Origin of the sequence: Limnovirga soli (genome assembly GCF_013106755.1) — a bacterium.
Taxonomy (GTDB): Bacteria; Bacteroidota; Bacteroidia; order Chitinophagales; family Chitinophagaceae; genus Limnovirga; species Limnovirga soli.
The window spans coordinates 124,827-137,377 of record NZ_WHPF01000008.1 but is presented as its reverse complement, the minus strand read 5'-3'; the positions used below and the strand labels follow the sequence as shown (position 1 = coordinate 137,377).

Genomic DNA, 12,551 nt, shown 5'->3' with positions numbered 1-12,551 from the left:
ATACCCCATGGCTATCTATCATTAAATAATATTGGGTGCCCGGCTGTAGCCAAATAATGCAGCTTTACTTGCGTCGCACTCTTGTACGGTTGGATACTTTATTGAGCTTTTATCGAAGCGTAGGTTGTTGGCGGGAAGGCCAGAAGCAGGGGAAATTCACTATTTTATAGAATATTTCTTTCGCCCATTTTCATTGGAAGAAATTATTAAGCGATCCTTTTCGAGATTAACTAAGCTTTGATCAACATTAGGAAGCACTTCATTATATAATAATAAATTTTCTTTTATTTCTCTAGCAGTCATTGGAACACCAGATTCTCTTAAAATATGTTTCAATTTATCCCGCTTAGTGTGCGTACCTATTGGAAACTCATTACGAACTTTAGGAACTTTAGTAATTTTTGAAATATCTTGTGAACCATTTTCAAGTTCGTCAAATAGGATTGAGTCTATGCGAGAAATAGAATCATTAATCATTACTTGCTGCGAGACAAGCTGATTCCTTAAAAATGTCAGAGTTTGTATTATCGTACTCATATAAATTAATTTAAAACAAAATTAGTACTTTATTACTAACATTACAAATTAAATTACTTGCAAATAAATTTATTACAAACCAGTTATCTCGCTTGCTTAATTAATACACTTAAACAATCCAACTGTACAAAGGTGCCACGCAAGTAAAGCTGAAAAAAGATATAGCGTTTGGTTAAAAAAAACCCTGCTGTGTGCAGGGCTTTGTGTTTAATAATCTTCTTTTTGCCATCCCCATTCGCGGTAAATGGATTTGTAGGTATTGGGGTAGTTGCCTTTTAAAACAAATCGCAGGGCATTCATTACCTGGGTAATATTTTTCTTTTGCTCGTTTTTGCTGGATACGCTTGTGCTTACTTTACCATCGGTATTACCGGCGGTGGCCACTGCTGTTTCGTAATTGGTTTTCATGGTTGTCCAAAAAGCAGTACCATATTCTTCTGCACCAAAACCATCTGCGGCAATAGCGTCTATCATTAACGGTAAACTGGTTTTGCGGTTGTCTCTATCACGGGCAAACCGGTAGGCACTACCCTGGTGCAGTATGCCATAACGTGCATATTGCGCCGCTGCATTTTGCTTTTTAAATTTCTTTTGTATATACACTTTTACTTGTTCTACAGCAGCATCCATTTGTGTTTCCAATTGGCCAATTGATTGGGTTAGGGAAGGACGCTCGCTGCCATCCTTTAGGCGGGTGCTGTAAGCAGCGTTGTAATCATCTACCATTGTTTTAAATACGGGTTGGGCTATCCATAAAAGCGTAATAGCCGGGTTAGCTGCCCAGGAGGTGCTTACCTTTTGGCTTACCGTAAGAAAATCAGCATCTGCAATGGGGGTGTAAGCTTTTTTGATTGGTTTGGCAGGTGCAGGGGTGCCGCCGGATACTACGGCATCGGGATGCAATTGTTTCGTTAACATACGTTTTTTTTTAAGTGTTAGAATGATTTGTACATTCTAATTTAAAAAATAGCCATAAATTTTATAAATGTATTAGGCAGGATTTTACAATTTTTAATTGCTTTTTAATGCCATGGCAAGTATAGACTTTTATAGTTGAAAATTAAAAATTGCCATATGGGTATTGCATTAAATACACTATGCTAATTATGTAGCAATTACCGTATTGCATTAAATGCGGAATACTACTTGCGTGGATATTAATATATAAAATTAAATGCGGAACACTACTTACCTAAATATTACTATATAATATTAAATGCAAGATACTAATTACCTTGCTATTAGTATATAATATTAAATACATACCACTAATTACGGAATTATCCCCCTTGTTCCGGGCCTCCCGAAGGGTGACCTGGAACTTATAATAAATACCTTTCTGTGAATGGAGTTAGCGCGGAGGATTAGAATTGTTAAAGAGATCACCCCAAAGGCCCGCCCACCCACTCTGCCGCAATTATGCGCCAATCCCTTGCAGTGTTGGGTACTTGTACCATCCTAAACCACCATTGGTAAAAAGTATAAAACCCATTGACGCCTTATGGAAAAAGGCGAATATTAATGGTAAAAAAATAACGCACCACCTATTTTAAAAAACGCACTATAAAAACATTGGTTATCAATAACTCAGTTTTTTTGGAAAGGGTATTTAGTTCGGCTATTTTTGAATTGTAAGCAACTTTATTAATACCCTCCTATGTTCAACATATTTAGACGAAATCAAGACAAAATTCTTCTTACAATTGAGAAGAAATTAGAAGTTGCTAAACAGGAACTCATTTCTAATTTGGAGAAGAATGGTATGAAGTTTTTAATCTCAAAAATGGCAAGCAATGAAGTATACTCTGAACATATCTTAGAAAGGCGAAAAATTGATTTGAGTTATTGCAGCGAGGACAAGGAGTCATGGTACGCATATCAACAATCAGACAAACTAAATTCACAAGAAGACAAGACAGAGCTTTTAAAACTACTTTCAGATAAGAAATATTCAGACTTTAGAAAGTATATTTATTGCTGCCTTTCGTGTATTTGTGCTAATACCAATGACAAAGACCTTTTTAACTTTCTAATTGACAAAGTTCAACAGGAAGACGATGAAAGAACAAAAGTTTCAATTTTATCGAGACTTAGAGATGTAATAAAAGATTCGACTTATAATATTGAACCAATTAAAATACTTGTAAAGGAAGGAACAGGTGACGAAAGCCATGCAGCAATTAAAGCACTAGCAAATACAAATGACCCTGAAGTGGAGGACATATTGCTAGACGAATTCAAAATTACCAGCACACACATGAAAGGAATGATTTGTGGGCCCCTTTCCACTGTTGGGACATTAAAGTCAATCCCGATTTTAAAAGAAGCTTACAAAAAAACAAGAGATGGCTACCTCAGAAAGGTTATTGACGATGCAGTGTATAAAATTGAAACCCGTGCCAAAGCTGCTACAAACAATGGTATTGCCAATAAAGGCATTTGACCCATTTTTTTTCGCTGCTGTTGGCGTCCCCGCCAACAGCTTTCGCTATAATCTTCGCTTTGGTAAAGCACCATAAACAATCCAACCGCACAAGTGTGCGAGGCAAGTAAAGCATAATTATAACCTTTACAGTATGGCATATAAAAAATTTATTGTTTTCATATTGCATGAACGGCAATTGCAAAAGGAGTATTGGTAACTATTTTGAAAAGTGGTTATTTAATTGTGGCTTAACGATTTTTATAACTATAAAGCCTAACCCAACAGTAATAACTATTGATGCAATGAAAAGTATATAATTTGCAAATGGCAGTGCACTAAAGCCAATGTTTTCAAAACCTTGTAGCATTAGTGTAATTTCTGTTATAAGCACCCCGACAATAAAAGTATATACTCCAATACGGTTAAGTGTTACAACTTGTTGAATATAACCTAAAATAAAAAAGGTGATGATACCAAGAAAAGATAAATGCAGGTAACCGATTACTACCGGCCTGAAACCAAATGCATACTGGCTTAAAGATGGAATGGTGGAAAGGCATTGAAGCACCAGCTTAATTACAAAAGCGATGAGCACCATGCCCCATAATTTTTTTGTAAGTGTATTGAGGTTATTACTGAGTAGTTTTTTTGTATGGACAAACAATTTAAAAATGTAAACCAAAGAGATTAGTTGCGCAATAGCCGCTACAGTTGCTATAATGCGAATGGCAATGGGTAAATCCATCCACATGGTTGATAAGAAATAAGCCGGGAAACAGGTAATAAATAACACATAGAATATCCTTTTGCTGTACAATGCTGTATTTAAAAACCCTGCTCTGTGCAGGTAGTTGAAAAATAACCCAAAGCAGGCAAACAAAAACCATCCATTGTATTGAAAATGGAGGAAGAAATAAACAGATCCGAAATATAAGTCCTGCCCGGAAATTTTATTGGCCATTAAATACGCAAGGGAGAAAGGACCTACAGAAGAAATGGCATATAAAAGCAGTGATGCTTTAATCCACGCTTTGCTGTAACCTATATCTGCTATATGTTTAAGGTCTTTCCAAACGAATGCAATAAAAATATACGAAACGATAACAGACAGCGTTGAAAAGATGATGGAGAACAGCCCATATCCCTGGAAAGGAAAAGAAAACAACATTCCATACGCAGTGACAAAATTACCCCAAAATATTTTTTTGTAACGGGTTAGGCCAACGTTGCTGTTATGTTCATAAACAAACTGAACAATGAGCGACATTAATATTTGGGTAATCCATCCTGCAAATGCGAAATGCGAATGTGCATGTAACAGAAATTTATAATTAACCCAGGGAAGAGGGAAGTTTATTTTATATCTCAGTAATACACCCACCAGTGCAACAACTAAAAAATTAGAGAGTGAGATTTTTATCCATTTGCTGAAAAAAAGTTTTTTATCGTTCATATAGTACAAAGCAAGAAGACTGTTTCAATATTCGCTATGACCTTAATCATAATAAAAGAATAATAGTAGAATACTAGTAGTAAACTTTTCCTTTTTCAATATTGAGTATTCCTTTCTCCTGCATTTTTTTCATACAACGTATAACAGTTTCAACACGTAATCCCGTCATATCGGCAATCTGCTGCCTTGATAAATCGACTTTTAATTTATTAACATTTAATGGGTTGATATTTTTTTTGAGTATATGTAAAAGGGTTTCAATCCTGTGCTCGGGGCCGTAGCTAGAAATCTCTTTCGACATAAGGGATTTATTGTACAGCCGCTTGGCCAGTATCCGGGTAAAACTGAGATGAATGTCAGGATATTCTTTCAGCAACTGCACAAAGCTTTCCCTTGTTATCCTTATCAGCACACAATCTTCATTTGCAACTGCACATGCCGGGTAAGGCTCATCAATCAGCAATACCGGTTCTCCAAAACTTTCGCCACATTTAAATATTCCCTGTATAAATTCTTTACCATCCTCATTGATGTTTACCATTTTCACGCTGCCCTCAATTACCTCGTAATAAAACATGGCTTTATCCCCTTCATAAAAGATGGTTTGGTCTTTTTGATATTTTCTAAAAATTCCACCCCAGGTAATAAGCAGGTCCCTATGAAACATGATGTGGGATTATTGTTACGTAAAGCAAAAAAATAAGATAAACACAATAATAAACATTATAAAAATAATAAATTAATTTTTATTTATATGATTTGAGTCATAACGATGGAACGGCTAATTATTCAATTTTGGGTTCGAAAAAAAATAAACATGAAAAAATTGATATTTGTTGGCACTATTAGTCTTTTCATCGCTGCCTGTGGTGGCGGTGCTGGTAACTCAAATAAAGAAGGGAGTGAATCTTCTGAAAATAAAGAGCAAACCGAAAAAGCCGAAAACGGCAATCCTTCTTACGATCCAAAACGTGGCGAAGGAAAATTCACTACAGTTGATATTAGTGAACATTTAGATGCCGCAAAGGCCGATGCAGGTAATAAAGTGTTTGATGTAAAATGCTCAGCTTGCCACAAACTCACCGCAGAAAAATTAGTTGGCCCGGGCTGGTTGGGTGTAACATCAAGGCATGAGCCTGTTTGGATCATGAACTTTGTTACCAACACAGACGAAATGATTACCAAAGACCCTTCGGCACAAGCACAGCTTGAAATATGCATGGTGCGAATGCCTAATCAAAGCTTAAGCGATGAAGACGCAAGAAGCCTGCTCGAATTTATGCGCAGGAATGATGGAGTGAAATAATATGCAGATGTGTGGATGTGCTGATAAAATATATTCAATACAAAATATTCTTTCGCTTCGGTAAATGCGGCCATTTATGCATTCGTACAAGAGTGCGTCGCAAGAATGCTAAGTAGTAATTCTTGTGCATGGCTCAAAATTAAAAACTCAATAATTATATATAATATGAAAGCGATTCAATTAAAAAACATAGCGCTTGTTTCAGTGGTTGTACTGCTGGGTATGGGCGGATGTAAACCAAAAAATGCTGCTTCTGCAGTTGATGCTGGTGCCGCCGCAAAAGCTTATGTAGCACCGGGTAAATACGATGAATTTTACAATTTTGTTTCGGGTGGTTTTAGCGGGCAGATGTCTGTTTATGGCTTGCCATCAGGCCGTTTGCTAAGAGTGATCCCTGTTTTTTCCGTTGACCCGGAAAAAGGCTGGGGCTATAGTGAAGAAACAAAACCGATGCTGAATACTTCGCATGGTTTTGTGCCGTGGGACGATTTGCACCACACAGAACTTTCACAAACCAATGGCGAAATTGATGGCCGCTGGATTTTTGCAAATGGAAATAATACACCGCGTATCGCAAGGGTTGATTTGTCAACTTTCCGCACTAATGAAATAATAGAAATCCCCAATAGTGCGGGTAATCACTCCTCTCCTTTTATTACAGAGAATACAGAGTATGTAGTAGCTGGCACAAGATTCAGCGTGCCTCCAGATAATGTTAATGGCGATGTACCGATAAACACATACAAGAAAAATTTTAAAGGCACAATCAGTTTTGTAAGCGTAGATAAAACCTCAGGCAATATGAAAATTGCTTTTCAATTGTTGTGCCCCGGAGTAAACTTCGATTTAAGCCATGCCGGTAAAGGACCTTCACACGATTGGATGTTCTTCTCCTGCTACAACAGTGAGCAAGCCAATACATTGCTAGAAGTAAATGCTTCACAAAAAGACAAAGATTTTATACTTGCAGTAAACTGGAAAAAAGCAGAAGAATATCTTGCACAAGGCAAAGCAAAAAAACAATCAGTAAAATATGCGCACAATGTGTACGACGAAAAAACACACAGCGCTACATCAACCATTGAAACAGAAGTGCAGGTGCTTGATGTAAAAGATTTTCCAGACATCGCTTATTTTATTCCTTGTCCTAAATCCCCGCATGGCTGCGACGTAGACCCAACAGGCGAATACATTGTTGGTTCAGGTAAACTGGCTGCCTTAATTCCTGTGTTTAGTTATACTAAATTGCAGGCTGCCATTGCTGCAAAAGATTTCATTGGAAATTTTGGTGGTATACCGGTTGTAAAATACGAATCAGCCTTATACGGCGAAGTTAAAAAACCGGGCCTTGGGCCATTGCATACAGAGTTCGATGGTAAAGGCAATGCATATACTTCTTTCTTCGTATCATCCGAGATTGTAAAATGGAATATCAAAGACCTTAAAGTACTCGACCGTGTACCTACTTATTATTCCATCGGGCACTTGTGTATTCCTGGCGGGGATTCCAGAAAACCTAATGCCAAATATGTAATCGCATACAATAAAATTACCAAAGACCGCTACCTGCCAACAGGTCCGGAGCTTGCGCAAAGTGCACAGTTGTTCGATATCAGTGGCGATAAAATGCAACTTATACTAGACTTCCCTACCATTGGTGAACCACACTATGCACAGGCAGTTTCAGCCGATCTTATAAAGACTAAAAGCGTTAAAATATTTAAGATAGAAGATAATTTCAACCCTTATGTTTCTAAAGGTGAAGGCCAAACAAAAGTTGTGCGCACCGGTAACAGGGTTGATGTAAACATGACTGCCATCCGCTCTCATCTGGCGCCAGATAATATCGAAGGCATCAAAATCGGCGATGAAGTCTATTTCCATATCACCAACCTGGAGCAGGATTGGGATGTGCCGCATGGCTTCGCCATAAAGGGTTCTGTAAATGCTGAATTGTTAATCATGCCGGGGGAAACACAGACTTTAAAATGGGTACCTGATCGTGTTGGTATGTTCCCCATGTACTGCACCGATTTCTGCAGTGCGCTGCACCAAGAAATGTCAGGCTATGTAAGGGTTTCACCAGCCGGAAGCAATACAAAGTTATTGTTTAGCACAGGAAAAAATTTACCGGCAGCAGACAGTACCGGTACAAAATAGAAATACAAAGAAATAATTATTGGCTGGGCTGTTGAAAATGAATGAAGCTTTTGTTGCGTCGCACACTTATACAGCATAATGCAGAGCAGCTTTTAACAACCGGGCAACATTAAAATTATTTTTCAACCACCAAATTATTCAAACATGAAACAAATAATAAAATTACTTTCAGTAATCATTGTATCGGCAATGGTTTCCTGTAACACAGCACCTGAAACTAAAAGCGATTCCACCACCGAAACAGCAGCACCGGCAGGCGGTCAGGAAAATGTAAGTGATGATGTATCACAAAAAGATGTAGCAAAAGTTGCTGTGTCATCAAAAGACCACACCACATTAGTGGCAGCTTTAAAACAGGCAGAACTTGTTACGGCACTTTCCAATGCAGGTCCGTTTACAGTATTCGCACCCACCAATGCAGCCTTCGATAAATTACCGGCAGGCACCGTAGAAGGATTAATGAAAGATGATAAAAAAGAAAACCTTCAAAATATCCTGCAATACCATGTAACACTTTCCGCTCTTGATGCAACTTCATTTACTGAAGGTCAGGTACTCGGCATGGTAAATGGAGATAATGTTACCGTGAATATTAAAGACGGTAAAGTGATGCTTAATAATTCTGCCACTATCGTTGCATCAATAAAAGCATCAAACGGAATAGTGCATGTAATTGACGGCGTGCTGTTGCCCCCTGCAAAAAAATAATCATAAGTGAAGTTCAGGGTAACACTGTAAGGTTTTAAAACCTTACAGTGTTATAATTCACTTTTAAATTTTTTATTATGAAAGACAACCGTTTAACGGGGTGGGTAAGGGCAATAGTAATACTGTGTGGCCTTGCACTTTTTGCAGTATTGTTTGTTCCAATGTGGCAGATACAATTATCCGCACCGCAATATCCTGAAGGACTTGTATTATTAATTTACCCAAATGCGCTTGGTGGAAATATAGATATCATCAACGGGCTTAACCATTATATAGGGATGCGTACACTGCATGCCAATGATTTTATTGAGTTTACAATTTTACCTTATATCATTGGTTTCTTTGGGTGTATAACCATTTTAACAGGTTTGCTCAACAGGAAAAAATTATTAACCGTTTTAACCATTCTGTTTATTGCTTTTGCTGTAGTTGCAATGGTTGATTTCTGGAGATGGGAATATAATTATGGTCACGATCTAAATCCTGAAGCAGCTATTGTTGTTCCGGGTATGGCCTATCAGCCACCATTGATTGGTTATAAACAACTCCTGAATTTTGGTGCTTACTCTATACCCGATATTGGCGGGTGGATATTTATTGTTGTTGCTTTATCGCTTACTTCAACAAGTGTTTTTGAAATTATTAAAACGAAGAAACTTAAAAAGGTAAAATCAACTGCAATTAACAACAAACCAGCAACAGTTTTAGTATCTGCGTTTGTGATGAGTATGTTACTTACTTCCTGCAAAGCAGACCCAGAGCCGTTACGGGTAGGAAAAGATAATTGTGATTTCTGCAAAATGACGATCAGCGATGTAAGGTTTGGTGCCGAGATTGTTACAGATAAAGGAAAGCTGTACAAGTTCGATGATATGCATTGCGTACTTTCCTATTTAAAATCCAACGTACTTGAACCCCGTGAGATAAAAGAAATTTATCTCACGGATTTTTCGGGTTCGCATGAATTGAAAAAAGTCAGTGAAATGTTTTTGCTAAAGAGCGAAGATTTGCGCAGCCCGATGAACGGAAACATTGCAGCATTCGGCAATAAGGATAGTTTAAGTAAAGTGATGGCTGTTTATAAAGGCGAAGAAACAGCATGGGCAGATGTTAAGCCCTTCCACCCCTAAAGAGGGAACTTTTTTAATTGTAGTGAGCGACTGTTAGAACCTCATAATTGTTTAATCAGTACAAAAATGCGACGCAAAGGACGGTTTATAAAATATAAATGCCTGGTCCAAAAAAAATTATGAAAATATTTTATACGACATGTTTACTGTTATTAAGCCTTTCATTCAGGGCTTCTGCAACAATATGGAAGGTTGGTAAACAGCAAAACATATATTCTATTCAGCAAGCAATTGACATGAGTAAAAATGGCGATACCATTCTTGTTGATGCAGGAATTTATTTTGGAAAAAATATTACTGTAAATAAATCAATTGTATTAAAAGGAATCAATCATCCAAGACTTGATGGTGAAAAGAAATACGAAATCATCAGTGTTAAAGCAAATTATGTAATTGTTGATGGATTTAAATTGCAACATTCAGGAAGCTCCGGCATGGATGACCTTGCTGCTATTAAAATTTACAACAGCAGGGATGTTGTTATTCGCAATAATATTTTGGACGATAATTTTTTTGGAATCTATACGCAGTATGGAACCAACTGTACCATTGCCAATAATCAAATACATGCTGCGGGTAACGCCGAACTGCAAAACGGTAATGGTATTCATTGCTGGAAGAGTGACAGCATGCGGATAATAGCCAACAAAGTTAGCGGTCACCGCGATGGAATTTATTTTGAGTTTGTTACCAACTCAATTATCTGGAGAAATATCAGTGAGAACAATATCCGTTATGGTTTGCATTTTATGTTCTCGCATAACAATGCATATATCAGTAATATATTCAGTCATAATGGCGCCGGTGTGGCTGTGATGTACACACATGGTATGAAGATGTACAACAATATTTTTGAAGAGAGCTGGGGCGATGCTGCTTTTGGATTGCTGATGAAAGACATCAGCGACAGTTATATTAGGGGCAACCGTTTTATACGCAATACCAGCGGTATTTATATGGAAGGCAGCAGCCGGATTGTTATGGAGAAAAATATTTTTCAGAACAATGGGTGGGCCATAAAAATGCAAGGCAGTTGTGATGATAATACGGTACTTTATAACAATTTTTCCGGCAATACTTTTGACATTTCTACCAATAGCGAACTCGTGTTAAACCTGTTCAATAATAATTACTGGGATAAATATGAAGGCTACGATTTAAACCGAGATGGTAAGGGCGATGTGCCTTACCGACCTGTAAGTTTGTATTCAATGATCATTGATAAAAACCCGGCAACGGCTATCTTATTCAGAAGTATGATTGTAACACTGATGGATAAATCGGAAAAAGTGTTTCCCAGTATGATACCCGTTGATCTTCAAGATAAATTTCCACACATGAAACCATTTCCATTATGATCATCGCAAGCAATGTTTCAAAAAAATTTGGAAAAATGAAAGTGCTGGATAATGTTTCTGCGGCTTGTAATAAATCGCAATGCATTGCATTGATCGGCCCCAACGGAAGCGGCAAAACAACTTTCATTAAATGCCTGTTGGGAATGGTTGTTCCTGGTAGCGGCTTTATTACTTTTAACGAAAAAAATATTATTCACGACTGGCGGTACCGTGCAAACATTGGCTACATGCCACAGATAGGAAGATACCCGGATAACATGACCATTGCGCAAGTGCTGGACATGTTGAAAGACATACGTAAAAGCAAGAGTCAGCAATTGGATGAAGACCTGATCAATGAATTTAATTTACCAGCATTAATGAACAAACGCATGAGCACTTTGTCCGGCGGCACACGCCAGAAAGTAAGTGCCTCACTGGCTTTTCTTTTTAATCCCGACGTGCTGATATTAGACGAACCAACAGCGGGCCTTGATCCACTTTCTGCAGAAATACTGAAAGAGAAAATTACTACTGAAAAAAAGAAAGGAAAACTGATACTAATTACCTCGCATGTACTCAGCGATCTTGATGACATGATAACAGAAGTAATGTACATGCAGGACGGCAGTTTACGTTTTCATAAAAGCTTTGAAGAACTGCGTAGCGATACAGGCGAACAAAAATTGTCAAAAGCAATTGCACAAGTTATGAAAAATAATTAGTCATGAAAAAAATCATCAAATACGTAATACTCGATATACTGCGCAACAAGATAGTAATGTCGTATACTGTTTTTTTACTAATTATTTCCTTCAGCATCTTTAATCTGGAAGATACTGCCGGTAAGGGTTTACTTAGTTTACTCAATATTGTGCTAATCATCGTTCCATTGGTTTCCATTATTTTTTCAACGATCTATATTTACAACAGTGCAGAGTTTATTGAGTTAATGGTAAGTCAGCCCATCAAAAGAAAAACACTATGGCTAAGTATTTTTGTCGGGCTTGCAGGCTCTATGTCGCTTGCTTTTTTTATTGGTGCAGGCATACCTATTTTACTGTTCGAATTTTCTGCAACGGGCATCACAATGATAGCAACGGGCATCCTTCTAAGTATCATTTTTGTAGCCATTGCATTGCTTGCATCTGTGTGCACAAGAGATAAGGCAAAAGGTATTGGCGTAGCCATCTTATTATGGTTTTATTTCTCGGTACTATTCGATGGTTTGGTGCTCTTTATTTTGTTTCAGTTCAGCGACTATCCCATTGAAAAATTCATGATAAGCGTAAGCGCATTAAACCCGATTGACCTTGCACGTGTACTCATCATTTTAAAAATGGATGTGTCTGTAATGCTAGGTTATACCGGCGCCGTATTTCAGGATTTTTTCGGTAGCCAGTGGGGTGTAATTATTGCAGGGATTGTATTATCGGCATGGGCTGCGGTGCCTTTACTGTTGTCACTAGGAAAATTTAACCGCAAGGATTTATAG

At 37.7% G+C, this 12,551-nt stretch carries 12 protein-coding genes; 8 read left to right on the top strand and 4 right to left on the bottom strand.

All coding sequences use genetic code 11. From position 1 onward, the window contains the following. Window positions 1-159: 159 nt before the first annotated feature. Window positions 160-537, bottom strand: coding sequence for a hypothetical protein (locus tag GD597_RS12685; protein WP_171608241.1), 378 nt, complete (start codon window positions 535-537; stop codon window positions 160-162). A gap of 207 nt (window positions 538-744) precedes the next feature. Next, window positions 745-1,455, bottom strand: a complete 711-nt coding sequence (locus GD597_RS12680; RefSeq protein WP_171608240.1) for a hypothetical protein — start codon at window positions 1,453-1,455, stop codon at window positions 745-747. 739 nt (window positions 1,456-2,194) lie between these two features. Here GD597_RS12680 and GD597_RS12675 point away from each other — a divergent pair. Next, the gene (locus GD597_RS12675) at window positions 2,195-2,980 is read left to right on the top strand and encodes a HEAT repeat domain-containing protein (RefSeq protein ID WP_171608239.1); all 786 of its coding nucleotides are present in this window, start codon (window positions 2,195-2,197) and stop codon (window positions 2,978-2,980) included. A gap of 199 nt (window positions 2,981-3,179) precedes the next feature. Here GD597_RS12675 and GD597_RS12670 read toward each other — a convergent pair whose 3' ends face one another. Together GD597_RS12670 and GD597_RS12665 are read right to left on the bottom strand one after the other, a co-directional pair. Further along, the gene (locus GD597_RS12670; protein ID WP_171608238.1) at window positions 3,180-4,415 is read right to left on the bottom strand and encodes a hypothetical protein; all 1,236 of its coding nucleotides are present in this window, start codon (window positions 4,413-4,415) and stop codon (window positions 3,180-3,182) included. A 73-nt stretch (window positions 4,416-4,488) separates the two neighbouring features. Next, window positions 4,489-5,082 carry a Crp/Fnr family transcriptional regulator gene (locus GD597_RS12665; RefSeq protein WP_171608237.1) on the bottom strand — a complete coding sequence of 198 codons (594 nt, stop codon included), beginning with the start codon at window positions 5,080-5,082 and terminating at the stop codon, window positions 4,489-4,491. Window positions 5,083-5,232: 150 nt separating this feature from the next. Here GD597_RS12665 and GD597_RS12660 point away from each other — a divergent pair, with 150 nt between their 5' ends. The 7 genes from GD597_RS12660 (at window position 5,233) to GD597_RS12630 (ending at window position 12,551) form a co-directional block, all read left to right on the top strand. After that, window positions 5,233-5,721 carry a c-type cytochrome gene (locus tag GD597_RS12660; RefSeq protein ID WP_171608236.1) on the top strand — a complete coding sequence of 163 codons (489 nt, stop codon included), beginning with the start codon at window positions 5,233-5,235 and terminating at the stop codon, window positions 5,719-5,721. Window positions 5,722-5,886: 165 nt separating this feature from the next. Beyond that, window positions 5,887-7,881: a Sec-dependent nitrous-oxide reductase gene (nosZ, locus tag GD597_RS12655; RefSeq protein WP_171608235.1), complete on the top strand. Its 1,995-nt coding sequence runs from the start codon at window positions 5,887-5,889 to the stop codon at window positions 7,879-7,881. Window positions 7,882-8,025: 144 nt separating this feature from the next. Further along, window positions 8,026-8,589 (top strand): fasciclin domain-containing protein, encoded by a 564-nt coding sequence (locus GD597_RS12650; RefSeq protein WP_171608234.1) that lies wholly within the window; start codon window positions 8,026-8,028, stop codon window positions 8,587-8,589. A gap of 161 nt (window positions 8,590-8,750) precedes the next feature. Next, window positions 8,751-9,719 (top strand): nitrous oxide reductase accessory protein NosL, encoded by a 969-nt coding sequence (locus GD597_RS12645; protein ID WP_216368582.1) that lies wholly within the window; start codon window positions 8,751-8,753, stop codon window positions 9,717-9,719. Between the two features lie 119 nt (window positions 9,720-9,838). After that, entirely contained in the window at window positions 9,839-11,077 is a 1,239-nt protein-coding gene (gene nosD, locus GD597_RS12640) for a nitrous oxide reductase family maturation protein NosD (protein WP_171608232.1), read from the top strand. After that, window positions 11,074-11,781: an ABC transporter ATP-binding protein gene (locus GD597_RS12635; RefSeq protein WP_171608231.1), complete on the top strand. Its 708-nt coding sequence runs from the start codon at window positions 11,074-11,076 to the stop codon at window positions 11,779-11,781. Before nosD ends, GD597_RS12635 begins: the two co-directional genes overlap by 4 nt. A gap of 2 nt (window positions 11,782-11,783) precedes the next feature. Then, window positions 11,784-12,551: an ABC transporter permease subunit gene (locus tag GD597_RS12630; RefSeq protein ID WP_171608230.1), complete on the top strand. Its 768-nt coding sequence runs from the start codon at window positions 11,784-11,786 to the stop codon at window positions 12,549-12,551.

Excerpts from the sequence above, each read along its gene's own strand:
- GD597_RS12670 (WP_171608238.1), bottom strand. The coding sequence starts at position 4,415 with ATGAACGATAAAAAACTTTTTTTCAGCAAATGGATAAAAATCTCACTC.
- nosD (WP_171608232.1), top strand. The coding sequence starts at position 9,839 with ATGAAAATATTTTATACGACATGTTTACTGTTATTAAGCCTTTCATTC.
- GD597_RS12650 (WP_171608234.1), top strand. The coding sequence starts at position 8,026 with ATGAAACAAATAATAAAATTACTTTCAGTAATCATTGTATCGGCAATG.
- GD597_RS12685 (WP_171608241.1), bottom strand. The coding sequence starts at position 537 with ATGAGTACGATAATACAAACTCTGACATTTTTAAGGAATCAGCTTGTC.
- GD597_RS12660 (WP_171608236.1), top strand. The coding sequence starts at position 5,233 with ATGAAAAAATTGATATTTGTTGGCACTATTAGTCTTTTCATCGCTGCC.
- GD597_RS12675 (WP_171608239.1), top strand. The coding sequence starts at position 2,195 with ATGTTCAACATATTTAGACGAAATCAAGACAAAATTCTTCTTACAATT.
- GD597_RS12635 (WP_171608231.1), top strand. The coding sequence starts at position 11,074 with ATGATCATCGCAAGCAATGTTTCAAAAAAATTTGGAAAAATGAAAGTG.
- GD597_RS12630 (WP_171608230.1), top strand. The coding sequence starts at position 11,784 with ATGAAAAAAATCATCAAATACGTAATACTCGATATACTGCGCAACAAG.
- GD597_RS12680 (WP_171608240.1), bottom strand. The coding sequence starts at position 1,455 with ATGTTAACGAAACAATTGCATCCCGATGCCGTAGTATCCGGCGGCACC.
- GD597_RS12665 (WP_171608237.1), bottom strand. The coding sequence starts at position 5,082 with ATGTTTCATAGGGACCTGCTTATTACCTGGGGTGGAATTTTTAGAAAA.
- GD597_RS12645 (WP_216368582.1), top strand. The coding sequence starts at position 8,751 with ATGTGGCAGATACAATTATCCGCACCGCAATATCCTGAAGGACTTGTA.
- nosZ (WP_171608235.1), top strand. The coding sequence starts at position 5,887 with ATGAAAGCGATTCAATTAAAAAACATAGCGCTTGTTTCAGTGGTTGTA.